The organism is Paraburkholderia sp. BGA-UO-ETr-F21 (assembly GCF_059567925.1).
In genome coordinates, this window is the sequence record NZ_JCAQOY010000007.1 from 160,231 (window position 1) to 184,809 (window position 24,579).

The 24,579-nt window shown below is 63.9% G+C and carries 18 protein-coding genes; 5 read left to right on the plus strand and 13 right to left on the minus strand.

The window, feature by feature from the left end; translation table 11 throughout:
• Positions 1-236: 236 nt before the first annotated feature.
• From AC57B1_RS05620 to AC57B1_RS05635, 4 genes are all read right to left on the minus strand, one after another.
• Positions 237-2,300 carry a fimbria/pilus outer membrane usher protein gene (locus tag AC57B1_RS05620; RefSeq protein WP_496416916.1) on the minus strand — a complete coding sequence of 688 codons (2,064 nt, stop codon included), beginning with the start codon at positions 2,298-2,300 and terminating at the stop codon, positions 237-239.
• 407 nt (positions 2,301-2,707) lie between these two features.
• Positions 2,708-3,598: a transglutaminase family protein gene (locus AC57B1_RS05625; RefSeq protein ID WP_408300061.1), complete on the minus strand. Its 891-nt coding sequence runs from the start codon at positions 3,596-3,598 to the stop codon at positions 2,708-2,710.
• On the minus strand, positions 3,595-6,249 hold the full coding sequence (locus tag AC57B1_RS05630) for a circularly permuted type 2 ATP-grasp protein (RefSeq protein WP_496416917.1): 2,655 nt from the start codon (positions 6,247-6,249) through the stop codon (positions 3,595-3,597). Before AC57B1_RS05630 ends, AC57B1_RS05625 begins: the two co-directional genes overlap by 4 nt.
• 29 nt (positions 6,250-6,278) lie before the next feature.
• Positions 6,279-9,752 (minus strand): transglutaminase family protein, encoded by a 3,474-nt coding sequence (locus tag AC57B1_RS05635; protein WP_496416918.1) that lies wholly within the window; start codon positions 9,750-9,752, stop codon positions 6,279-6,281.
• 323 nt (positions 9,753-10,075) lie between these two features.
• Between AC57B1_RS05635 and AC57B1_RS05640 the strand changes: the two genes are divergently transcribed.
• Both AC57B1_RS05640 and AC57B1_RS05645 read left to right on the plus strand, forming a co-directional pair.
• On the plus strand, positions 10,076-11,311 hold the full coding sequence (locus AC57B1_RS05640; RefSeq protein ID WP_408342352.1) for a zinc-binding metallopeptidase family protein: 1,236 nt from the start codon (positions 10,076-10,078) through the stop codon (positions 11,309-11,311).
• 270 nt (positions 11,312-11,581) lie between these two features.
• Positions 11,582-13,444 carry an adhesin gene (locus AC57B1_RS05645; protein ID WP_496416919.1) on the plus strand — a complete coding sequence of 621 codons (1,863 nt, stop codon included), beginning with the start codon at positions 11,582-11,584 and terminating at the stop codon, positions 13,442-13,444.
• Between the two features lie 126 nt (positions 13,445-13,570).
• On the opposite strand, the gene AC57B1_RS05650 is transcribed toward AC57B1_RS05645, so the two are convergent.
• The 3 genes from AC57B1_RS05650 to AC57B1_RS05660 all read right to left on the minus strand — a co-directional run bounded on the left by AC57B1_RS05650 (position 13,571) and on the right by AC57B1_RS05660 (position 16,332).
• Positions 13,571-14,833 carry a DUF3443 domain-containing protein gene (locus tag AC57B1_RS05650; protein WP_496416920.1) on the minus strand — a complete coding sequence of 421 codons (1,263 nt, stop codon included), beginning with the start codon at positions 14,831-14,833 and terminating at the stop codon, positions 13,571-13,573.
• Between the two features lie 11 nt (positions 14,834-14,844).
• Entirely contained in the window at positions 14,845-15,294 is a 450-nt protein-coding gene (locus tag AC57B1_RS05655) for a DUF2844 domain-containing protein (RefSeq protein ID WP_496417038.1), read from the minus strand.
• A 612-nt stretch (positions 15,295-15,906) separates the two neighbouring features.
• On the minus strand, positions 15,907-16,332 hold the full coding sequence (locus AC57B1_RS05660) for a phasin family protein (protein WP_091807016.1): 426 nt from the start codon (positions 16,330-16,332) through the stop codon (positions 15,907-15,909).
• Positions 16,333-16,767: 435 nt separating this feature from the next.
• Here AC57B1_RS05660 and AC57B1_RS05665 point away from each other — a divergent pair, with 435 nt between their 5' ends.
• A complete protein-coding gene (locus AC57B1_RS05665; RefSeq protein ID WP_408300075.1) occupies positions 16,768-16,923 on the plus strand; it encodes a hypothetical protein in 156 nt (51 codons plus the stop codon).
• A gap of 320 nt (positions 16,924-17,243) precedes the next feature.
• Entirely contained in the window at positions 17,244-18,011 is a 768-nt protein-coding gene (locus AC57B1_RS05670) for a DUF4410 domain-containing protein (protein ID WP_496416921.1), read from the plus strand.
• An 80-nt stretch (positions 18,012-18,091) separates the two neighbouring features.
• Here the strand turns inward: AC57B1_RS05670 and AC57B1_RS05675 are convergent, their stop codons facing one another.
• The 4 genes from AC57B1_RS05675 to AC57B1_RS05690 form a co-directional block, all read right to left on the minus strand.
• A complete protein-coding gene (locus AC57B1_RS05675; protein ID WP_408342344.1) occupies positions 18,092-18,769 on the minus strand; it encodes a RibD family protein in 678 nt (225 codons plus the stop codon).
• A 71-nt stretch (positions 18,770-18,840) separates the two neighbouring features.
• The gene (locus AC57B1_RS05680; protein ID WP_496416922.1) at positions 18,841-19,464 is read right to left on the minus strand and encodes an RNA polymerase sigma factor; all 624 of its coding nucleotides are present in this window, start codon (positions 19,462-19,464) and stop codon (positions 18,841-18,843) included.
• Positions 19,465-19,493: 29 nt separating this feature from the next.
• Entirely contained in the window at positions 19,494-20,519 is a 1,026-nt protein-coding gene (locus tag AC57B1_RS05685) for a MerR family transcriptional regulator (protein ID WP_408342340.1), read from the minus strand.
• A gap of 404 nt (positions 20,520-20,923) precedes the next feature.
• Positions 20,924-22,021: an NADH:flavin oxidoreductase/NADH oxidase gene (locus AC57B1_RS05690; RefSeq protein ID WP_408342338.1), complete on the minus strand. Its 1,098-nt coding sequence runs from the start codon at positions 22,019-22,021 to the stop codon at positions 20,924-20,926.
• Between the two features lie 87 nt (positions 22,022-22,108).
• Between AC57B1_RS05690 and AC57B1_RS05695 the strand changes: the two genes are divergently transcribed.
• The gene (locus AC57B1_RS05695; RefSeq protein WP_408342336.1) at positions 22,109-22,438 is read left to right on the plus strand and encodes an ArsR/SmtB family transcription factor; all 330 of its coding nucleotides are present in this window, start codon (positions 22,109-22,111) and stop codon (positions 22,436-22,438) included.
• A gap of 161 nt (positions 22,439-22,599) precedes the next feature.
• Here the strand turns inward: AC57B1_RS05695 and AC57B1_RS05700 are convergent, their stop codons facing one another.
• Both AC57B1_RS05700 and AC57B1_RS05705 read right to left on the minus strand, forming a co-directional pair.
• The gene (locus AC57B1_RS05700; protein WP_177205154.1) at positions 22,600-23,031 is read right to left on the minus strand and encodes a response regulator; all 432 of its coding nucleotides are present in this window, start codon (positions 23,029-23,031) and stop codon (positions 22,600-22,602) included.
• A gap of 81 nt (positions 23,032-23,112) precedes the next feature.
• Complete coding sequence (locus tag AC57B1_RS05705) at positions 23,113-24,372, minus strand: MFS transporter (RefSeq protein WP_408342334.1); 1,260 nt, start codon at positions 24,370-24,372, stop codon at positions 23,113-23,115.
• Between the last annotated feature and the right edge of the window lie 207 nt (positions 24,373-24,579).

Consider the following 24,579-nt stretch of genomic DNA (forward strand, 5'->3'; position numbering starts at 1 on the left):
GAGCACAGCAGCACTTGCAGCAGCCGCCGGCGATTTCCGATTGAGCCAGTGCGTTACGATCGATCTTTTGCATTTTCTTGCCTTGAGATAAAAAATTTAAAATTAGGATAACTACAACTTCTACGTCTACTTCTAACTACGCCCTGCAAAACATGGCTTTGCCTCTTGCGAAGCTCGGCCAATCCTTCAATTCTTCAGCCACCCGATCAATCCTGTAGGCGCGCCCCCGGGTGAAACTAGTGATGCCCGTTCCCACGCTCGACATCTGACCATGAGACAACCGCATTGCGTGCATACACCTTCATGGGCACCGCATTCATGAACAACATCAGCCGTTCCGCCCCTTCCGTCTGGTCAACCGTTGCGACATTCGAAGCAATGTTGTCGCTCGCAGGCTGGCGCGTCACGACTACCGCACTCAACGGCGGCGCTACCTCCAGGCTGGTCGCCTCAACCTTGCTGTCGGGCCGGGCGCTCTGGGAGCCGACTTCGATCGGATCCGCGCTGCCGGGCAGCAGGTGCGGCACGGCCGCATGGCCGGGACTGCCTGCGCTCAGGTCCGGGTTCGCCGACGTGCCGGCGTCCAGGCCGCCCTTCGGTTGGAGGGTGTCGGCTTTGTCTTCTGGTGCTTCGGTAATCGTGATGCCTTCTCTGCGAGCAAACACCGAGCCCCGAATGTTCGCCGCCACCTGCGAATAGCCGGAACCGCCACTCGCGCTTGCTCCGAAAGTCGCGTAGGGACTGTGGTACTGGACATTGCCGCCACCGATGCTCGAGCGCTCCGAGTGCGTCCCGTACATGCCGTACTTCAGTTCATCCGCAGCACCCGCGGAACCCGCAAGGATTGCCTGCTCGGACCAGTTGGCGTGACTGTCATGCATCAAGCCCGCCGACAGCAGCGGAGCATGCTCCGCCTTGCCAAGCGGCACGGAGACGGTGGCGAACAGCTGGTTGCTCATGGGTCCGGTCAAGCCGGTGCGCTGCCGCGAAGCCGATACGGTGTAGTTCAGATTCGCATTGGCCACGCGTACCGCGCCGGAGTAGCCAATCTGAAACCCCGTTTCGGATCCCGAATGGTTCCAGTAGTCCGACGTCGAGCCGACCACATAAAGCGTACCGCCAGCGCCGCCGAGGCGCTGGTTCAGCGCAATCTGCATCTGGCTGCGCCGATGTCCGACGCCGTTTACGCCGGAACCCGCCGACGCCACCTCGCGTGTGAGCAGCGCGTCGCGCAGCGAGAGGAAGCCGCCCGATGAGTAGCCATACGCGGCGATCGAAACGTTCGTATTCGTCGGCTCGATGAACTTGCTATAGCCGATGCGCAGGCTTGCACCACGCGTGCTTTGCGATTGCGGCGCGTCGGCCTGAGCCGCCGAGATGTCGGCCGACAGCGCGCCGATCGGCGTGCGGATCGCCGCACCGATCAAGCCGGACAGATAACCGTCCGCGGCAACCGCCCCGCCGTAGCCCGTTACCGAACCGCTGAAGCCGTGCTGGATCGTGCCCTGCAGCATCGCGTCGTGGCGCTTGATCTGCGGGTCACGCGCCACGCCAGCGGCGACGCTGAATCGCGTCGAGTCCCGACGCAAAAGCGGCACGGCCGAAGGATATGGCACGGTGAAACTGTGCTGACTGCCGTCGGCTTCCGTCACGGTGACAAGCAGATTGCCGCCATAACCGGTTGCCGCGACGTCGTCGATTTCAAACGGTCCCGGCGCAACCGTGGTTTCGTATAAGCGGTTGCCGTTCTGCGTCACAGTGACCAGCGCATTCGACATTGCCACGCCGCGCACCATCGGCGCATAGCCGGACACGACCTCGGGCACCGCGCTATCGACGCTCTCCACCTTTACGCCACGCACGCCGATGCTGTCGAACACAGCGCCGTCCGTGAACTGGTCGCCAAGCGCGAGCCCGGTTTTCAACGACGGAATGTCTCGCTGCAGATAAGTCGCGATGTTCTGATATGACGTGCCTCGCCCCGTCATGGACTGGACCGCACCGCGCTCGCGCACTTGCCAACTGCCGATATTGACGCCTGCGTTAAAGCCAAAGTAACGCTGTGTATCCGCCGCCCCTTGCCCCGAGGTGCGAAACGTATTGAACGCGTAACCAAGCGCCGCCGACGGACTTTCCGCATGCGCGGTGACTAGCGATTCACTCCCGGGCGCCGCCTGTCCCGACTCCATAGCGGAAGCATTCGCGCCATCGTCACGCTGATCGTTGAACTGCGCACCGGCGCCGGTGATGGTCTGCGCATGCCCCGGCGCCGACACACAGGCGCCGAGCGCACCGAACATCAGCGCATGCGTGCGCCGCCGCGCCCGTCTGCTCAGTCCTCGGGTGAATTCGGAATGTCTTTTTGCCGCCATTTCAACTATCAACGTTTGTTCTGCGCGCGGCGGTAGGCACGCGGCAACGTGTGAAAGTATCCGCGTTGACGGTCTCGTCAGCTATACGATTTCACTGAGAGAAAGTCGGAACTTTCCCAAAGATGTCGTAGGAATTACGGGCGATACCGGCGACGGAAGGAATGGACATCCACCGAGCGAAGGCGTCTGTCGAGGTGGGATCAGCGCGGCTCAGAAGTGAGCGGCGAAGTCGCGACACGAATGCGTCGCGACGCAAGTTGGGGAACGTTATCGATCGCTAGAAAAAAGCTATCTGGAATAGCCGCTGGAAATGACCCGCCGCATGCGGCCCGCGCCTAAAGCGCGAGAACCGTCACACCCACTTCCACCCGGTGCGCGCCGCCGCCGAGAATCATCCCGCGCAGCAAGGACACGTCGCTGTAATCGCGGCCGATCGCAAGCGTCACGTGATCCACATCGGCGAGCACGTCGTTGGTCGGATCGAGATCGATCCAGCCGCTGCCGGGGCAATGCACCGACACCCACGCATGGGAAGCGTCCGCGCCGATCAAACGCGGCTGCCCAGGCGGCGGATCGTTGCGCAAATAGCCGCTCACGTAGCGCGCCGGCAAACCCAGCGAGCGCAAGCAGCCGATCATCACCTGCGCGAAGTCCTGGCACACGCCGCTCTTCAGTTCGAAGGCGCGTTCAGCGGGGGTATCGAACATCGTCGCGGAAGGTTTGTAGGCGAAGTCTTCGTGAATGCGGTGCATCAGATCGATCGCGCCCGCGGCGATGGGCATGCCGGGCGGAAAGCTCGGCAATGCATAGGCGCGCAGCGACGGCCGCGGCACGATGTTCGGCGACGCGAAACAGAACTCCACCTCGGGCCGGAACTGCCCGCCGACGCGAAACCGCAAAGCGTCGGACACGTCGTCCCATTCGGGCGTCGCCTCGGGATCGAGGTCGGTCCAGCGCGGCGTGAGCGCCACCGTGGTTTCGCTGACCAGTTGCAAGCGCTCGTGCGGCGCATCCAGCGCGAAATACAGGACGTCGTTGCCGAATGCGTCGATGCGGCTATTCAGATACGACGGCTCGGGTTCGATCGTTTCGCTGTGCGACACCACGCGCTGCCACGCGCAGGCGATCGGCCGGATTGTCGCGAGATGCTGCGCGGTCTCCACATACGTGGAATAGCGATAAGTCGTGCGATGCGAAACGGACAGCACGGTCGGCGCGTTCTTCATGACCACACCTGCGAAGCGACGGTGCTGGCGTGACTGAAATAGCGCGCGCTGATTTCGTGGGCGGCCGCGCCGGCATAAGCGCCGATCTGATCGCATACCGCAATCAGATTGGCATAGGCGCCGTCTTCGTCGACGGTACACAGCGATTCGAGCGAAGGCAACGAAGCGGCGGGCGCCATCAGTTCCGCGAACGGACGATGCCGCGTGCTGCCCGCCGCCACCGCGATCTCGTCAAGTTTCTTGCGCAGACGCTCGTAGACGCCGTAGATGCCGCGCGGATTGGTCGGCTCGATGACCAGCAGGTCGAGCAGCGCCGGCACCTCGAAGCGGCCAGGATAGAGCGAGCGATACGTGAGCGTGCTGTCGAACAACTGCAGCAGCAGGTCGAAGCCGGCGGGCGTGGAGAGTTGGCCTTTGTCGGCGACTACGCGCAGGAACGAGGTCATCGCCGACACGCGCTCGATGTGACGGCCCACGAACAGGAGACGCCACGCTTCGTCGCGTGTCATGCGGTCGCCCTGTGCGCCGCTGATCGCCGACAATTGCACCGACAGGCGTTCGAGCGCGTTCATCAGCGTGACGCGATCGTAACGTTCGTAGCGCTCGCCACGGCCGTTGCCGTTGCTATTTCCGTTGCCATTGCCGTTGCCTTGCGATCCCCCGCCGCTGTAACCCGGAGCGGGCATCAGTGTCTGCAACGCGTCGCGGAAGTCGTTGCGCGCCGCGAGAATCGTGCGCCAGTGATCGTTCGACAGACGCCCGCGCACTTCCCCGTTGGAGCGCGCCTGGCAGTTCAGGTTCTGGCCGATGCTCGCGGCGCCGGTGCTCTCGCTCAGATTGGCGACCAGCGCGCGCTCGAAAGCTTGCGGCGAATGCGGCGAGAACATGTCGCCGGACTGCACGAGCCCGCAATGCATGGCGAGTTCGACCAGGGTCGGAAACATCGCGTCGGCGTCGTTGCCTTCCAGCGAGCCGAGAATCAGGCGCAGCAGCCGCACGTTGTTTTCGGCGCGCTCGCCGTACCGTCCGGCCCAGAACAGGTTTTCCGCCGCGCGGCTCGACACGGTGCGGTGTTTGCGCGCGAGGTCGGCGGGCTGCATCGGCGAAGGCAGCAGCGTGAAGGTCGAAGTCGGCTGGCTCGATAGCACCCACGTATCGACACTGCTGCCGCCGTACTGCATGGACACCGTGGTCTGGCGTTCGGCGGCGAGGCGGGTGAAACCGCCCGGCATTACATGCCAGCCGCCGTTGACGTCCGCAATCGCATAGACGCGCAGCACCGACGGACGGCGGCCAATGGTGCCGTCTTCGTAACGCGGCGTGCAGGAAAAACGTTGCGCCTGCTGGATCGTGTAGGTGTCCGGCATGGCCTCGATACGCTCGCGCCACGCCGACAGGCGCTGCCTGCCCTGCTCCACGCCCGGCGGCGCATCGCGCCCGGTGACCGGCCACGTCGGCACGATGAACGCCTCGTCGAGGCGAGCGAAGGCATGATTGCGCGCCGCCTTTTCGCCGCACCACCATGTCGGCACGCTCGGCAGCACGAGGTCTTCGCCGAGCAGCACTTCGGCAATGCCGGGCAGAAAACCGTGCAAGGCCGGCGATTCGACAAAGCCCGAGCCCGGCACGTTCGAGACGATCACGTTGCCCGCGCGCATCACCTGCAGCAAACCGGGCACGCCGATACTCGAATCGGCGCGCAGCTCGACCGGGTCGCAGAACGCGTCGTCCAGACGCCGCAGCACCACGTGCACGCGTTCGAGACCGGCGAGGGTCTTCAGATAGAGCTTGTCGTCGCGCACCGTCAGGTCTTTGCCTTCGACCAGCGTCACGCCGAGATAGCGCGCCAGAAACACGTGTTCGAAGTAGGTTTCGCTAAACGGCCCCGGCGTGAGGAAGGCGATATGCGGCGAACGGTCGACGCCTTCGCCGTCGTCCGGCATGGTGGCCTGGGCCGCCTGCACGAGGGTCGCGATCAGTTGCGAGTAGGTCGGCGCGAGCCGGCTCACGCGCAGGGCGCGAAACGGATCGGCAAACAGCGTCGACACGATCAGGCGGTTTTCCAGCGCGTAACCGAGCCCGGACGGCGCCTCGGTGCGATGCGCCATCACGGTCCAGTCGCCGTTGGGCGTGCGCGCCAGATCCACCGCGACCACCTGCAAATACTGGCCGCCCGGCGGCGTGAAACCCTTCACCGAGCGCAGATAGCCGGGATGGCCGAACACCAGCGCGGGCGGCAATTGCCCGCGCTCGAGCAGAGTTTGCGGCCCATAAATATCGGCGACGATCGCGTTGAGCAGATGCGCGCGCTGCGTCACGCCGCGCTCGATATGCGCCCACTCGTCCTCGCTGATCAGGAACGGCAGCAGGTCGAGCGCCCACGGCCGCGGCTCGCCGTTATCCGCGTAGACGTTGTAGCTGATGTCGTTGTCGCGGATCTGCTGCGCGACCGAGGCGAGATCGTCGTCGAGCCGCGCGATGCCGACTTCGCCGAGCCGCTCGAAGAACTGCCGCCACGGTTCGCGCAACGCGCCCGAGGCGTCGCGCAACTCGTCCCAGTGTCCCTCGTGGGCCGGCAGCAGGCGCAGCAGGGACGAAGCGTCCGCGCGCGCCGCGGACGTTTCGAAGGGAAAAGTCGATTGAAAGGCCAAGGTCGTGTCGTTTTAAGTGTGTGCTGGTTTTACCAGTAGCGCAGATCCAGTGTGAAAGGAAACTCCAGACTGCGCTGAGGTGCATCGACCGTGAGCGGCCCCGGCGTGTGTCCCGTCGCGAAGAAGCGCGCGCGCCGCCGGCTTTCCGCCTCATAGGCGTTGATCGGGAAGGTCTGGTAATTGCGCCCGCCCGGATGAGCGACATGATACTGGCATCCGCCCACCGAGCGGCCACTCCATGTATCGACCAGATCGAAAGTGAGCGGCGCGTCCACGCCGATGGTCGGATGCAGCGCCGACGGCTGCGACCACGCGCGAAAGCGCACGCCGGCCACATATTCGCTGACGCGGCCAGTCGGCTGCAACGGCACCGGCACGCCGTTGACGGTCAGCACATGGCGGTTGTCGTTCAGGCCGAGCGCACGAACTTCGAGACGCTCCACCGAAGAATCCACGTAACGCACCGTGCCGCCCGCCGAGCCCTCCTCGCCCATCACATGCCACGGTTCGAGCGCGTTGCGAATCGTCAGCGAGACGCCGTTCACCGTCGTTTCGCCGACCAGCGGGAAGCGGAATTCGAAGTGCGGCGCGAACCAGCTGCTGTCGAAGGCGTAGCCCGCGCGGTTCAGTTCGCCGAGCACGTCGTCGAAATCCATCTTCACGAAGGTGCCGAGCAGGAAGCGGTCGTGTAACTCCGTGCCCCAACGGGTGAGCCGCTGCGTGTACGGCGTGTGCCAGAAGCGCGCCACCAGCGCGCGCAGCAGCAGTTGCTGCACCAGACTCATGCGCGCGTGCGGCGGCATTTCGAAGCCGCGCAATTCGAGCAGGCCGAGACGGCCGGTCGGGCCGTCCGGCGAATAGAGCTTGTCGATGCAGAACTCGGCGCGGTGCGTGTTGCCCGTCACGTCGATCAGGATGTTGCGCAGCGACCGGTCGATCATCCACGGCGGCAGGCTCGCGCTTTCGCGGCCGCCGAGCATGTCGATCTGCCGCTGCAATTCGCGAAACGCCACTTCGAGCTCGTAGACCTGATCGTTGCGCGCTTCGTCGACCCGCGGCGCCTGGCTGGTCGGTCCGATGAACAGCCCGGAAAACAGATACGACAGCGATGGATGGTTGTGCCAGTAAGCGATCAGGCTCGCCAGCAGGTCGGGGCGGCGCAGGAACGGACTATCCGCGGGCGTCGCGCCGCCGAGCACGAAGTGATTGCCGCCGCCGGTTCCCGTGTGGCGGCCGTCGGTCATGAACTTCTCGCTGCTGAGATAGCTCTCCGCCGCGGACTGATACAGATACTCCGTGTGGTCGACCAGTTGATCCCAGTTCGCCGCGGGATGAATGTTCACCTCGATCACGCCGGGGTCCGGCGTGACCTGCAGCACTTTCAGGCGCGCGTCACGCGGCGGCGGATAACCTTCGAGCACCACCTGCATGCGCAACTCGGCGGCCGTCGCTTCGACGGCGGCGAGCAGGTCGAGATAGTCGTCGAGTTCGGTGAGCGGCGGCATGAACACATGCAGCAGCGTCCGCCCGCTGCCGAACGCTTCCGTTTCGGCTTTTGGACCGGCTGCCCGCTTCGGGTCGCGGGCTTCGACGCAAATCGCCGTCCGGATCGTTTCCTTCGACGACTGCCCGCGCGCCGGCACCGCCTCATCGCCTGGCTGACGTGCATAGGCCAGCACACCGCCGCCCGGCATGCCGCTCAGCAACTCCGCCGCCGACGTCGACAATGCCGCAGCGCGCCGCGCATCGGCGGGGCTCATGCCGCGTTGCTCGCCGTCGTATTGCATGCGCAATTGCGCGGCCGAACGCAACGGCACCGGCGGCGCGAACGGGTCGTGCGCGTGCTGATACGGGTAGTCGGTCTTCGACACCCACGGCAGCGAATCGAGCGGCAGCCGATAGCCCATTGGCGAATCGCCCGGAATCAGGAACATGCGCTCGTCGCGGAAGAACCAGCGGCCGCTGACCCACTTCGGCGCCTCGTGCGGCACCTCGCGTTCGCGCGCGAGCGGCAGCACGTAACCGGTCGCGCCGCCCAGCCCCGCGTCGAATACGCGGCGCAGACGCACGCGCTCCAGTTCGTCGTCCAGCCGCGCGTCGAGTGGATCGACGTTGACCGGCAGACGGCGCTCGCGCCACAAGTAGTACCAGACGTCCTCAAAGCCGGGCTGGATGCAGTCCGCGTCGAGCGCGAGCTTCGTCGCCAGATGCGCGAGGAAGCGTTGCGCGTCGGCAGCCGTGTAGGTGCCGGGCTCGCGCTCGTCCGCGAACAGCGCGGGGTTGTGCCAGCAGGGTTCGCCGTCGGCGCGCCAGTACAGCGACATGGCCCAGCGCGGCAATTGCTCTCCCGGATACCATTTGCCCTGGCCGATATGCAGGAAGCCGTTCGCGCCGTAGCGCGCGCGCAGCTTTTCCATCAGCGCGACCGCGTAGCCGCGCTTGGTCGGGCCGAGCGCGTCCGTGTTCCATTCGGCGGCGTCGCGATCGCGTACCGAGACGAAGGTCGGCTCGCCGCCCATGGTCAGACGCACGTCCATGCCGGCGAGTTGCTGGTCCACGTGGGCGCCCATTTTCAGCACGTCGGCCCACACGGTTTCGCTGAACGGTTTGGTGACGCGCGGCGTCTCCAGCACCCGTTCGATCGACATGGTGTGTTCGAACTCGACCTCGGATTCGTCCACGGCGCCGGAGATCGGCGCCGCGCTGCCCGGCTCGGGCGTGCAGGCGACGGGGATATGCCCTTCACCTGCCAGCAGCCCGGAGGTCGGATCGAGGCCGATCCAGCCCGCACCCGGCAGATACACCTCGCACCACGCGTGCAGGTCGGTGAAATCGACCTCGGTGCCGCTGGGGCCGTCGATGGATTTGACGTCGGGCGCGAGTTGCAGCAGGTAGCCGGACACGAAGCGCGCCGCCAGCCCCAGTTGCCGCAAGGTCTCGACCAGCAGCCAGCCGGAATCGCGGCACGATCCCGCCGCGCTCACGAGCGTTTCCTCGGGCGTCTGCACGCCCGGCTCCATCCGGATCAGGTAGCGAATCTCGCGTTGCAGCCGCTGATTCAGGCCGACGAGAAAGTCGGCGGTGGCGGCCGGCGTGCGGTCGATACTCTTGACGAATTCGGCGAAGCGCGGCGTCATCGGCCGCTTGACGAGGTACGGCGCGAGTTCCAGCGCGAGGCCGGGTGAGTATTCGAACGGGAATCGCTCGGCCGAAGGTTCCAGAAAGAAGTCGAACGGGTTGTAGACCGCCATTTCGGCGATCAGATCGACCGTCACCTTGAATTCGCGCGTCTTCTCGGGGAACACCAGCCGCGCCTGATAGTTGGCGAACGCGTCCTGCTGCCAGTTGATGAAATGTTCAGCCGGCTCGACCCGCATCGAATATGACAGGATCGGGGTCCGGCAATGCGGCGCAGGCCTGAGACGCACGACCTGGGGCGACAGTGAAACCAGCCTGTCGTAGCGGTAATGTGTGACATGATGCAACGCGACGCGTATGGACACACCGGACTCCTGGACGAAGGATGGCAGCCCGCCAAAAAGCAAGCTTCATGCCGTTTATTGAACAAGTGCGAAAAACCGCCTGAACTGCCTGTACTGCCCGGATCACCGCCTGCGATGAACTTTGCCGCGCCTGGCCGACCGTCCGGTCGATCGAACCAAGCGCCTTCTCCTGCCATTTCCAAGCTCGCGCACCAAAGCGGCGCAACGCTCATGCACGATCATGCACGTAATGTGCGTTAAACCAGTGACGTCTGGCAAATGCGGCATGAAGATTGCGACAGCTGTTCGCCCATGCCCGCCCTTCCACCTCCCAGGCTCGACCGATGAAAACCTTCCACTGCAATCACTGCTCGCACCTCGTGTTCTATGAAAACGTGCGTTGCGAGCGTTGCGAGTCATTGCTCGGCTATGTACCTGAACTGGCGGAAATCAGCGCGTTCGAAGATGCCGGCGAAGGACGCTGGCGCAGCCTGCATCCGGGCGCCGAAGGTGCGCTGTTCCGCCAATGCCACAACTACGCCGTCGAAAACGTCTGCAACTGGATGATCCCCGCCGACTCGCCGGACGTACTGTGCCGCGCCTGCCAGTTGACCTTGACGATTCCGAATCTGAGCGCGCCGGACAATCGGCTCTACTGGTATCGGCTGGAAATGGCCAAACGTCGCCTGCTATACACACTGGCCGAACTCGGTCTCGACGTGAAGTCGCGCCAGGCCGACCCGGAACATGGCCTCGCCTTCGAATTCCTCGAGGACGGCGGCGACGGTTCGCGCGTCATGACCGGCCATGATAACGGCCTGATCACGCTGAACATCGCCGAAGCCGACGACGCCTACCGCGAGAAAGTCCGCACCGCGATGGGCGAGCCGTACCGGACCTTGCTCGGCCACTTCCGGCACGAGACCGGGCACTACTACTTCAGCCAGCTCGTCGAGAACAACCCGCGCTGGCTCGAACCGTTCCGCAAACTGTTCGGCGACGAAAGCATCGACTATGGCGAGGCGTTGAACGCCTACTATCGGGACGGCGCGCCGGCCGACTGGCAGGCGTCGTTTATTAGCGCGTATGCCACGATGCATCCTTGGGAAGATTGGGCCGAGACGTGGGCGCATTACATGCTGATCGTCGACGTGCTGGATACGTCGACCTCGTACGGCGTTGCGCTGCTGCCCGACGATCCGAGCGAGCCGACGCTGACCGATCGCACGCCGGTGGAAGACGCCAGCTTCGAGAATCTGATGAAGCGCTGGTTTCCGCTCACCTATGCGCTGAACAGCCTGAACCGGAGTCTCGGCATGCCGGACGGCTATCCGTTCACGCTCGCCGCGCCGGTGGTGGAGAAGTTGCGTTTCGTGCATCGCGTGATCGAGGCGGCCGGCGACAAATCCGTGCCGCGCGAAGCGGCAACGCCGCCGGGGCAGGCCGCAGCATCGCAGGCGCCGGCACAACCGGTGGATGCGCCGCCGCAGTTAGAACCAGTGGCATCCGAGCCACCGTTGCAGCCGGAGCCCGCCGCGGTCCAACCGACCCCGGCAAAGCGGGCCACGCGGCGGCGCTAGGCGCGCTCTCGCACCGCATCGGCTCAAAGGCCTCTTCAAAAGCCCTTCTCAAAATAAGACTCTTCCTAGATGCATCCCGGTCGAATTCTTTGACAATCGGATTCCGCTGGCGACACCCGCAGTCGGTGGACATCGCCCGCACTCGGCACGACGCGCGTCCCATCACGCATCGCGCCCCGCAGTGGGTCTCACGCCCCGTCGCCCGCCTTCCTGTCATTGAACACGACGCGCATGCGGAACACCGCATGCCGTTCACTCTCGACCGTCACCATGAGCACAGAATTCTCCCTCGATCGATTCGAATCCCAGATCCAGTCCCGTGACTACGATGCCGCGCACGAGGAGTTCTGCGCGCTGCTCAAAACGCTTTGCGAAAAGCGCGGCACGCTCGGCAGCGAACGCTTTGCCCGTAGCAGCCCGAACTCGCCCGGCGACGAAGCGTCGCAGCGCACCTTGCAGCGCATCGCCGATGGATTCACCGCGCTGTTTTCGGCGCCCGAGTACACGCTCGCCGCGGATAAGATGAACATCCTGTTTTGGGGGCGGCCATGGATCAACATGATCTTCGCCGTGTCGTCGTATGGATCGACCGATCACATCGTCCGCACGCTGCTCGACGCCGCGCACGACAACAACGACAACAACGCCACGCGCGACGTATTGACCCGCAAGCAACTGGTGCTCTACACGTCGGGTTCGCAATACGATATCGATTTCGCGGATCTTCATCGATGTGACCCGGTGCTCGCGACCAGCCTCGGCGTTTCTATCGTCAGCGCGGCCGTGCACATCTCGCCCGCCGCGCACGAAAAACGCGAGCGGCTGCTCGGCTGGTTGCCGGGCGCGCTGGAGAGTATCGAAGACCTCGACGACTTGCCGACCGCCGCCGTGTGCGGCGCTTACATGCATTGCAGCTATTCCAGCTCGCCCGATCGGCATGCGATCAAGCGCAGCATCAACAAGCTGGTTCGCAAAAAACTGGCGACGCTCGGCCTGCTGGACCATGAAGCCAACGTCGCACGCACGCCGGCCAAACGGCACGATAAGAACCGCAAGCCGGTGATGCTGGTGGTTCTCGAATGGTTCACTGGCGGCCACTCGATCTACCGCACCCATTCACGCACAATGCGCGCCGCGCGCGAGCATTTCGAAGTCGTCGCGTTCGGCGAGGCGCAGCATGTGGACGAAACAGGGCGTGCGACTTTCGATCGCTTCGTCGAATTCGAGCATCCGGAATACATCGGCGACTGTATCCGCCAGATCCAGGCATTCGCCGCGCGCGAGCAACCGGACGTGCTCTATATGCCGAGTGTCGGCATGTTCTCGCACACGATCTTTCTGTCGAACCTGCGCGTCGCGCCACTGCAGATCGCGGGTCTCGGTCATCCGGCAACGATGCACGCGGCGCATATGGACTACGTGAGCGTCGAAGAAGATTTCGTCGGCGACCCGGCGTGCTTCAGCGAAAAAATGATGCGTTTGCCGAAGGATGGCCAACCGTACGTGCCGTCGAAACTGCTCACCGAAATCGTGCCGTCAATTCCGGCGCGAGGCGACATCGTCAACATCGGGGTGACGGCCAGTGCGATGAAGATCAATCCGCACTTTCTCGAAACCTGCAAGGCGATCGTTCACACCGCTCGTGTGCCGGTCAAATTCCATTTCATGACATGCTGGAGCGAAGGCATCGATCTGGCGTACGTCAGAAAGTCGATTCACGCGACGCTGCCGCAATCGAGCGTGGACGTGTACGGTTCGCTCGACTACCCGACGTATCTGAAAGTCCTCAACACGATGGACATGTTCGTTAGCCCGTTCCCGTTCGGCAACACCAACGGCATCGTCGATTCGTTCACCATGGGCCTGCCCGGTGTCAATCTGTGCGGGCGCGAAGTATTCGAGCATATCGACAGCGGCCTGTTCGGGCGCGCCGGCTTGCCGTCGTGGCTGACGGCCCACTCGACCGACGAGTACGTGCGCGCCGCCGCGCGGCTCGCCGAGCAGCACGATGAGCGGGAGGCGCTGCGCCGGCGCCTGATCGACGGGAAAGCCGTCGAGCGTATCTTCGCGGGACGTCCCGAGGCGTTCGGCGAGGCCGTGTTGGCGGTGCTCAACAGTCTCGACAAGACGTAACGACGAATCCCTTATCAACTGACGGGCCGCGACGGAACATGTCCCGTCGCGGCCCGTTTTCATATCTGACGAGTCTCGCCAAAGCGCTCGCCAAAAAGCGCAGACCAGACAAGCTGTCTTCCGAACTCAATACGCGACGTAAGGCCCCGTACCGCCAGGTGTCGCCTGCTGCTCGACGGCGGCATACACATTGCGACCGTAGAAGAACGGCAAACCCCAATCGAAGATCGTGGACTGAACGAACGCCGGTCCCGCCAGCAGCGGCAGCGCCGAATCGCCGCTATAGGTCTGTGCAATCGTCGTAGCATTGCCGACGCTGAAATTCACCGCGCTCGTGGTCCCGTTCACCCCCTGGATCATCGCGCTCATTTGCGCGGTCGACACCGGGCAGTAGTACGAATTATTCGGGCTCGCGCATACCGGCAAAGAGCTGGTCTGAAAGAACAGGCCGGTCGAACCGCTGTCCAGAATGCTGCGCGAATAGGTCGTGCCGTTCTGCACGGTGGTAAAGGTGCCGTTCGACGGACTCACGCCGATCACCTGCGCGCCGCCCAACGTATTGTTGGTCTGCGTGCCGATGCCGAACACCAGTTGCCCCGTGACCGACTGCGCGGCACCCGAGACCGTCGGCAGGCTCAGCATCGAACCGTTGTTGTCGGTGGCGAAATACGGAATCGGATTGGCGACCTGGAGTTCTTCGGCAAGCGGAATCGACGTGCATGTCGTACCGTTGCAGCCGTAATACGTGCCGGCCAGCGCCTGCTGCACGCAGTTCGCGCCGCAGTCGTGCTTGAACACGCCGATGCCGAGAATGCCGTTGGCCTGCAACGCGGCCGGCGTGTTACGCGATGCGCCGACGCTCGCGCAATCGGCCGGCAGTGAAGCGTAGTTCGGGTCGATCACCTGGATCGGCAGCGAGGCGGCTTTTTCACCGGCAATCTGCAAATCAGCGAGCTTCACCGCGCCCCACGTGTAACCGTCGAAGAACTGCATGCATTCGGCGACCTGATTGCCCGCGGCGTCCTTCTGTTGCGGCAGGGTCATTGTCGCGGGCAACTGGGAAGCAAAGATGCGCACGCCCCACGACCCGGTATCGACCAGTATGTGGTCGATGGTTTGGCATTGAGCCGTACCCGGCGCACAAATCGTGAGGCTGACGAACGGCATGTTCGGCACGTCGCTCACGCCGGAGTCGACCGTCACGCGCACCGCGTTCGCGGCCAGCACTTGCGACGACGGCGCGGTGTTGATCACGGTGGGACCGGCCGAATTCGAACTGCTGGAATTGGCCGTGCTGCTGGAACCGCCGCCCCCGCCGCCGCAAGCACTGACGAGCAGTGCAAGCAGCGCCGCGCACAGCAGGATCCTGAAGGAAGACATATGACGCATGATCCGCACCGTTATTGAATGACGCCGACATCGACGCCCGCAGGCACCGCTGGCGGCAAATACGCGTGGCCGGCGAACGCGCGAAGATGCCCGCCGGAGTAGACCACCAGATCGCCGCTGGAGAGAGCGAGTGGCGTGCCGCGACGCGTCGCGGCGGCGACGACGTAGGCGTCGAACGACGTCCCCAGCATGGATTTCAGATCCGGCAACGTGGGGCCTTCCCATGCGACACCGAACACGATGCCGTTGGGCGCGACGTACTCGCGCACCAGCGTGCCGGACGGCAGAGTCATCAGATGGACCGAATACGCGCTTTGCGTAGTCGCCGTGTGAGCCACTGCGCGCAAGCGGGATTGATCGCTGTCGACAGTGCTTACGTTCTGGCCGAGCGTCGCGTGCGCGGCAAACGACAGCGCGCAGCTTGCCCCGAGCATTGCGCGAGCAATGCGGGAATAGAGCATCGGTTTCAAGAGAATTCCTTCGAGGTGAAACGCTCACGACCACGCGTCCAGCCGGTCACGAACGGGAAACTAGGGGCGCACGCTTCGCCGGTGGTGCTGGTGTTGCATTCACACTGGTTGAGCTGCGTGCTGCGTGAATGCGTCTACGGAGTGGTGGCGCGAAACTTTAGGCATCGCGGTGAGGCGCTGCAATCGTTTGCGCAACGATTTAAACCTTTCTCCCGCGCGGCAACGTTCGAGTCTGTTTGATGTTTCGGGACCAGATCACCAAGTGACGGCGCTTGAGCGCCTGTTTTCGTTGCACGGCTCGTTTAAAGCAAACGACAGTGCACATTGTCCGCATCGCGCGCAGAAAAAAATTCATGCGCGCAGCATTGCGGGATCGATGTAAGTGAACGCTGAAAAAAACGCCAGGAAGGCCCGTTTTCCTCTGACGATAGGACGCGTCAAAAGACCGGTCGCGTGAGGACGAAGCGGCGACGCCATCGCACTTCGCAAAACAAAAAAATGCCGCGGATGACTCGAAAGTCAACCACGGCATCGGTCGTTCGAACGTGACGCATCTGGCTCGATCGATTCCGCAGAGTCGATCGATTCGACGCGCAGCGCCCGCTACTTTTTGTGCTGCTGCAGGAGCGATTTAAGCTCCTCGACATTCTCTTCTACGCGTTTTGCGATCACCGCATACGACTCGGCTTGCGTCTGATAGGCCGCTTGCGCCAGTTGTTGCATATCGGCAAGCGACTTGTGCAGGCTCTGCTGGATCAACTCGGCCGCCTTGCCCGAAGGCGCGGCGCCGCCGGCCGATAACTGGCCCGTCAGCGACTGCAATTCGCTCAGGGTCGTGCGCAACATGTCAGCCTGCTTCTGCGCGAGCGACTGCATCCCCTGGAAAGCCGTCTGATTCGCCTGAACCAGTGCTTCCATGTCCTTGCGTCGCGCTTCCATGATGGCGGGTACGTCGAAGCCGGGGAGCTTGAACTGCTCCAGCATTTTGGTGAAATCGCCAAACGGATTGGCGGCGTCAGGTCGGTCCATGCGAAATCCTCCTTAACGGTTGAGTACCCGCCGGCGGTGCATCGCCGCGTTGTGTTTCCGTGACGCATGCACCAGCGGCTTCGCGTGCGCCACGCGTCCCATAGAAGCACGCGGCTTCTGGGGTCGGACGGCACATCGCTTCAATCATGCGCCATCCGGAAACAATGCGCCAGCGGGCGCACCCTGGACGCGCGCCGTCGGCGGGAGTTGAAGGGCATCGGCCACGCTGCACGGCCGGCCCGATAACCGGCGAAGCGGCGCTTTGCACGCGGGCATTTTTTCCGTCAGTCAGCGGCCGTGCGGCAACTCCCGCATCCGGTCCGCGACTGGAAGCGTTCCCGCCAGCAAGCTGCCCAGCCATTCAGCATGTTGCGTTGGCTTTCCCACATTGCCGCTTCTTTGGCCACTGTTCATCTTCCGTCAGGTGATTAGGATATGAGCACTGCAAACGCTGGTGTCCTGGTGAAGAATGCGCTATCCGCTGAACATGGCAGTCGCCGCCTTCCTGCTGATTTTTGTCCTTGGCTGCATCATCAAACTCGCCTTGAGCTGACGCCCGATACTCGCGGCGCCGCACGCGCCATTGCATGACTTCACGGCGCTGACCAGCGCGGTCGATCCTCACCCCACCCCCTCTTTTCCTGCCACGTCCAATAACGCTTGCGACGCGCGAAAGCCCCGCGCGGCGCCTCTTGCCGCCGTGACACAGGACGAAATAATTGTTGGATGGAGTTCGGGAAGTGACTCACCCATACTTCGTTACGCTGCCGGTGCGGATGAAACAGAACGCATGAGATCAAGGGTGCTTCACGTGCGAGACGACTCGCCGATGATCAACGATCCTACGGTTGCCCGATCATCGGAAGAACGGCTCGACCATACCGGCACCGCGTGCCGACGACAGGATGAACATGTTGACTTCAGTGAAATTCCTCAAAAGAAATGCCACCCGTTTTGCCTGCATGGCGATGGTCTGCTGCGGCGCTCTGCTGACCGGCTGCGCGAGCGGCAGCATCGACCATGCAAGCGAGACGAACACGCCGGTCCATGTGCGGCCGGACAACATTTATGTCTACACTTTCGACGCCAGCCCCGACCAGGTCAAACTGGATGGCGGCATGATGCAGAAAGTGAAGACGCAACTCGAAGGTTCGTCCGCTGCGCAAAAGCAGGCCGCGGACGCCGCCGCAGTCCGCGAGCAGGTCGCCAACGAAATCGTGCATCAATTGCAATCGATGGGTCTGCGTGCGATCCGCTCCGACGTTCCCGCGCCAGCCGATCAGAACGTGCTGCTCGTGCAAGGCAGCTTCGATACGATCGACTCGGGCAACCGTCGCCGCCGCATGCTGATCGGCCTCGGTGCGGGCAAGAGCGAAGTGACGAGTTCGGTGCAGATTCTGTATAAGCCCGCGGGCGGTGCGCCGCGACTGGTGCAAACCTTCAATGCCAACGCGGACAGCGGCAAGGCGCCGGGCATGGTCGAGACGGCGGGTGTGGGTGCGGCGGCCGGCAGTATCGCGACTTCGGCGGCGGCGGGTGGCGGCTTGCATGCCGTAACCGAAACCCAACGCGCCGGTGTGTCGGCGGACGCGAAGCGCCTCGCGGACGCCGTCGCCAAACAGATCGGTGAGATTGGCGTGAGCGGCGGCTGGCTCTCGACCGCACACACGCAAGGCTGATAACCGCTTATCCCTGTGTACTGAAAATAATGCTAACGGCCAGCGGCAGAGTGACTTCGATTTCACTCTGCCGCGCGCTTTCAGGCTTTCGTATAGCGCAACCAGACAGCGTCGTGTTCCGTCTTTTCAACGGACGTGAGTTTCAGATAGGCGGGCGCTTGCCACTTCTGCATCGCCACTTCGAACGAAGAAGGATGTTCGCTGCGGCCGTCCACCAGCGGCAGAATCAACACGCTCACTTCGTCGACCAGACCCGCGTTCACGAACGCCCCGCTCACGTGCGAACCGCCCTCCACGATCAGCTTTTTCACGCCGAGTTCGCGCGCCAGTGTCTGCACCACCGCGTCGAGATCGAGCTCGGACTCGCCACCGAAAACGTATGAGACGCCGATCGATTGCAGGTAAGCGAGGTAGTCGTCGGCGACCTGCTCGGTCAGTACTTCGATCACGTGCGACTTGAGCGCGGTGTTGCTCTTCCACGCCACGCGCCCCTGCGGATCGATTGATATCGCGTATTGATCCGCTTTGCGCTCGACGAAGTGATCGGTGCGCGGCACCGGGCCCCTGGCGAGCCCCTTCGGATAGTCCTCGCCGTGCGAAATTTCCTGCATGGTCACTCGCCCGCAAATCCAACCGTCGGCTTCAAAAGTGGCGGCGGTGTTTTCGTACAGGTCGGACGCATAGTCGAGGTGCCAGCCGTCGGTCAAACTGCGCCCGTCGAGCGAGGACATCATGTGCGCGACGATATAGGGTTTCATGCGTGAAGCCTCCGTGTCAGGTCAATGAGAAGACCTTGCAGCAAGAGGCATTCCGCAAATCCTGCCCTGTATCAGTAGATGCCGCGGCGATGCGGCGCGTGGCGAGCCTCGGCCATGCTGCGCAGCGACTCCAGCCCGCGGCTGATCCAGGTTTTGACCGTACCGATCGGCGCGTCCAGCGTGTGCGCGATTTCCGATTGCGACTGCCCGCGAAAATAGGCGAGCGCAATCGCCTGGCGCTGAACCGGCGTCAATCGGCCCAGGTAGGACGACAGGCGCTCGGCGTCGAGCGAAAACTCGTGCGAGAGGTCCGGCTCGGCCTCGCCCGCGGCAATGCGTTCGTCCAGTTCTTCGACGTATACGCCCCCGTAGGGATTGCGCCGCAAGTAATCGAGCGCCTGGTTCTTCACGATGCTCGACATCCAGGTAGACGGCGAGGCCTTGCCGGGATCGTATGAGCCTGCGAAGCGCCAGATCTTGATGAAGCCGTCCTGCAGCACTTCTTCCGCGGATTCGCTGGTGCGGGTCACGCGCACGGCGAGGCCGAAAAGCGACGGCGCGGACGTCCGGTAGAGCGTCTCGAACGCTCTCGCGTCGCGCCGTGAAACACGCTCGAGGAGCGCCGCGAGATGCGCGCTCTTTTCGTCCAGTGCGGGCGCGCTGACGGTCGCGTCCGTCGAAGCATCATGTGACATGGCACATCCTCCGAAACGGTGTGCGCGTGCTAGTCCTGAACGGCTTGCGGCGGCTGCGCGCCGGCAAACCAGCCTTCTTCCCGCGCGACTCGCTCGAGCGCCGCTTCAACCATCGCGCAAGCCCGGTTGCTGACGTCGCCCAGATAGCGGTGCAACGCGGCGTCCTGCGCCGAGCGCGACGTACACGCGTCGCTGTAGCGCTCGAACGCCGACAGTTTCATGACCAGTTCTGCCAGGTGGCGCGGACATTCGCACGAAATCGTCGAAGAACGGCTGGCAATGGCTTCCAGTTCGCGGTCGTCGTAGCGACGGCGCACGCGCGCCCAAACGGCGTCGTCGCCGGTGCGCTCCTGAATGCGGGTTCGTTCGCAGAGGTCCCCGAGCATCTGACGGAATTCCGTCCGGCTGTCGGGCTCGCGATAGAGACGCACGCCCGCCACGCGCAAAATCTCCGCCGCCGGGCCGGTGCCGAAGCCGTAGACGACCGCGATCGCTTTCGCGCGGACCGCGTCGCCGAGCGCGATGATCTGCGACGCGACTTCCTCCTGCAATGAATCGACGCTGACGAGCAGTGCGTCGATCGGCTCGCGGCGCTCGTTGGTCGTACCGGCGCTGGCGAGATCGAGGTCGGCGAAAGTGACGAGTTCGTTCACGCCGTAAGGCCGCAAATCGACACCCGATGCTTCCAGTCGCTGCGCGAGGTTGCCGCCCACGAGAGCCAGCCGGAGATCGGCGGACTCGGCGAACGGCATGTCGGTCGCGCCGCCGCTTTCACGCCCGCTGCGCGCGGCCAGAAACTGCAGTTGCTCGCGATCGAGCCGCGCGATCGCGCCGATCGCGTGGCCGCGACTCACCAGCAGTTTGATCAGGCTGAGTCGCCTGACGTCGTCTTCCGTGTACAGACGCTGGCCTGACGCGGTTTTCGCCGGTCCGACCACGCCGTAACGACGCTCCCAGATCCGCAACGTCGTGACCGGCATTTTTGCCAAACGCGCCGCTTCGCCGCTTCTGTAACCCTGCTGACCCGTGGTTTGCTCGTCGGATGAAGTCACCATGACACCCTTGATGGTCCAATTGAAACAAGCATACGCGTATTTGAGCCATCTTGAAACGATTTATCGACTCATGACAATATCTTGAAACGGATTTTTGATGCACTTACTGGCATTTCCGCGTCGCTCGATTAGCCGCGACACGGAATACGGTGGCTGGTGAGGGGCGTGACGTGGATGGGGCGTGGTCTGCGCGGCGGACTGCCGAGTTGGGGCGCGGGCGGGCTGGCGACTTGCGACTGACTGGTGGACGGGTGGCGGATCGGACGGGCGGCGGAAAGGCGGAAAGGCGGAAAGGCGGAAAGGCGGAAAGGCGGAAAGGCGGAATATAGGTTATCCCGCCTGCCCCGGCACATGAACCGCCGGGGCAAACAGCACATCGATACGACGCGACGCGAAACAGAAACTCAGGCGACAGCGTAGCGTTCGAGCCAATGCGCGTAAGGCGCCGGCAGGGTCCACGACGCACGCTCGATACCTAGCTTCTTCGCCGCATGGTACGGCCAGTGCGGATCGGCCAGATGCGCGCGGCCGACCATCACCAGATCCAGTTGCCCGTTCTTCACCGAACGGTCCGCCAGTTCCGGCGTATCGATGCCCCATGCCGACGAAACCGGGATGCCGGCTTCGCGGCGCACACGTTCCGCGATCGGCGCGAGAAACGCCGGCGCCCACGGAATCGCCGCTTTCGGCGTGGAGAAGCCCACGCTGACGCTCAGCATGTCCAGCCCTTCGCGCTTGAAATTCTTCGCGAGTTCAATCGACTCCGCGAGAGTCTGCTCGTCGTGGCCGTCGTACTCGATCACGCCGAAACGCGCCGTCAACGGCAGATGCTCCGGCCACACCTTGCGCACCGCCGCCAGCGTTTCCAGCAGGAAGCGGCTGCGGTTGTCGAGACTGCCGCCGTAAGCGTCGTCACGCTGATTCGAGTGGGTCGAGAAAAAGCTCTGGCCGAGATAGCCATGCGCAAAATGCAGTTCGAGCCACTCGAAGCCCGCGTCACGCGCCCGCCTCGCGGCGGCGACGAAATCCTCGCGAACGCGCGCAATGTCGTCGAGCGTCATGGCCTTCGGCACCTTGGGCAAATTGCCGCCGAACGCGATTGCCGACGGTGCGATGGTTTGCCAGCCGCGGCTGTCATCGTCGGCGATGTGATCGTCGCCTTCCCACGGACGATTGGCGCTGGCTTTGCGGCCCGCATGGCCGATCTGGATGCCCGGCACCGAACCGGCCGCCTTGATCGACGCAACCACCGGCGCGAAAGCCTGTGCCTGCTCGTCAGTCCAGATACCGGCGCAGCCCGGCGTGATGCGGCCTTCAGGCGACACGGCCGTCGCCTCGACGATCACCAGCCCGGCGCCGCCGCGCGCAAGACCGGCCAGGTGGACGCGGTGCCAGTCGTTGATCAGGCCGTCCTCGGCCGTGTACTGGCACATCGGCGGAATGGCGATCCGGTTGCGCAGTGAAACGTCTTTGAGCTTGTACGGCTGAAACAAGGCGGACATTGTGCAAAACTCCTTTGGACTTGCTTGTACGGTAGTTCGATAAACATCGAATAACCAAGTATCTCAGAAACCTTTATCATTTGCAGGATGCGCACTTATAACCATCCCGCCGCTGAGGACTTCACGCTCGGACGGCTGTTTCATGCCTTGAGCGATCCGGTTCGCCTGGAGATCGTCCGCCGGCTGTCGTCGGTCGAAGAAGCCACTTGCGGCGAACTCGACGGGGGCCGCCCCAAATCGAGCGTGTCCCATCACTTCCGGATCCTGCGTGAGGCGGGCCTCGTGCGCACGCGCGTGGCCGGCACCGTGCATCAGAATTCGCTGCGGCGCGCGGAACTGGACAGCCGGTTTCCGGGCTTGATGGAGGCGATTCTCCGGCAGATCGTCGCGGAGCCGGCGTTGAGCGAGCCGGCTTGACCGGTTCGGGTTGACGCCTGTCGCTGAGGCCGGCCGGCTTCATACGGCGCCGTTACTGCCTCAAAGATCGTCCGCGGGTTTTCAAAGCGACGCGCGCACCGCGCCGGCCCAGCATCGCCCCTCCCGAAACCGCTCAACTAAAGCGCCTCGATCCGCCGCCGCTATTCGCGCCAGAACTTGCGCATCAGCGCCAGCAGCGCGCTCGGGGACGTGCCTTTTTGACAATAGCCGTCGAAATTGTGACGTGCCTTACCGGTTTCCTTGACGTGATCCTCATCGAGGGAAGTGAACGCGACAATGCCCAGACTGTGCGTCGGCAAATAACTGCGCAGAGCGCTCGCGGTTTCATAACCGTCGCGCTCCGGCATCATGATGTCGAGCACCACTACGTCGGGCACCCAGTCGCGCACGCAACGCAACGCCTGCTCGCAGCCGTTTGCGGCGCGGGCTTCGACGCCTTCGTAGGAGAGATAGGTGGCGAGCGCTTCGGCGGCGCCGACGTTGTCGTCCACGACCAGGACGCGCGGCACTTCGTGCAGTATCCGGATCTCGCGGGCGCTCCACCGTTGGCAAGTAGAGGAAGTTCGAGGCATATGCGGCAACTTGCGAAAAGAACTCCCTCGCCCAGCAAGCTGCGTACCATCAGACGACTCAGTCACCCGCGGATGTAACTGTCACGACGCGGGCGAGGCTGCCTCGATCGCGTCGCGCGCTGCTCCACCATCAGCCGCGCAGGCGTGCCTGAGCGTCGCCCCGAAACTCAGCCACAACACCAGCGAGCCGGTCGACACCGCGCCGAGCGCGATGAACGCGGCGGGATAACCGAAACGGTGCGCGAGAATCCCGCCCAAAGCCGGACTCAACGCAGCGCCGGCGGCCTGCACGGTCATCACCACGCCCTGCCCCACGTTCACGCGACCGCTGCCTTCCAGCAAGCGGACCACCAGCGCCGGCACCGCGACGCTCTGCAATCCCGCGCCGATGCCGTCGAGCGCTTGCACCGGCCACACGCCCCACGCGTGAATCACCGACGCGGCGATCAGCCCGCGTACCGGCAGTGCAAGGAAGGTCAGCAGGATCACCCACCAGTAGCCGCGCCAGCGGATCAGCCGGGTCGCCAGCATCGCGGCGGCGACCATCACGAGTTGCGCGATCACGATGGTCTGCGCGGTGAACGCGCTCGGCTCGCCCTGATGGGCGGCGACGATCGCGAGGCCGTAGAGCGGCAACATGGCCGCGTTGCCCAGGTGGAACAGGCCGAGCGCGGCGGCCAGCAGCAACAACGGCCGCGATTGCAACAGAACCCGCAAGCCGCTCGCCGGTGCGCCAGCAGCGGCAGGCTCGCTGACGGTCGCCTTTGCTTCGGCGCCCCGCGCGGCATCGTGATCGATCGCGTCAGCCGGAATCGACGACACGGCCACGATCGACAGCAGGCCGAACAGCGCGCTCAGCACGAACACCGCGCCGAAGCCGTAACGCCAGCCCAGCCAGCCGGACAGCGCCGCCGCGACGACATTGCCGCCATGATTGGCCACCTGGTTGCGGCCGAATTGCCGGTCGAAACCGTGCTGCCTGACCATGCCGAGCGTCATGCCGGCCAGCGCCGGGCCGATTGCCGCGCCGGTGATCGCGGTCGCCACCTGCGACGCCGCCACCATCCAGTAGCCGTGCGAGATCCACAGCAGGCCGGAAGCGAGCATGGTCATCAGCCCCGCGATCACGACGAGACTGCGCTTATGCCGCGTCGCATCCACCAGCGCGCCTGCCGGCGAAGTGGCGAGCATGCCGGCGATGCCGCCGATGGTCATGACCGTGCCGATCTGATCTGCGCCCCAGCCGCGCGCTTGCAGGAACACGCCGAGAAATGGTCCGATGCCCGCCTGCACGTCGGCCACGAAAAAATTCAGCGCTTCGAGCGCGCGCCGGCCTTTCACAACGCACCTCGTGCGGTGGACGCATTGCGTGCGACGCATGGTGAACGGCTCGACCGTATCGGCTTGATCATGGGGACGACTCCGTTGGCGAGAAATGCCGGGATGGCGGCCAGCCGTACGCAACTCATATGCCATTGGTGCACGCGCCGCCGCGAGTGGAGCATGCCGCTCGACGCTCCCCGGGCGCCGTCCGTTTCGTGGACAAAC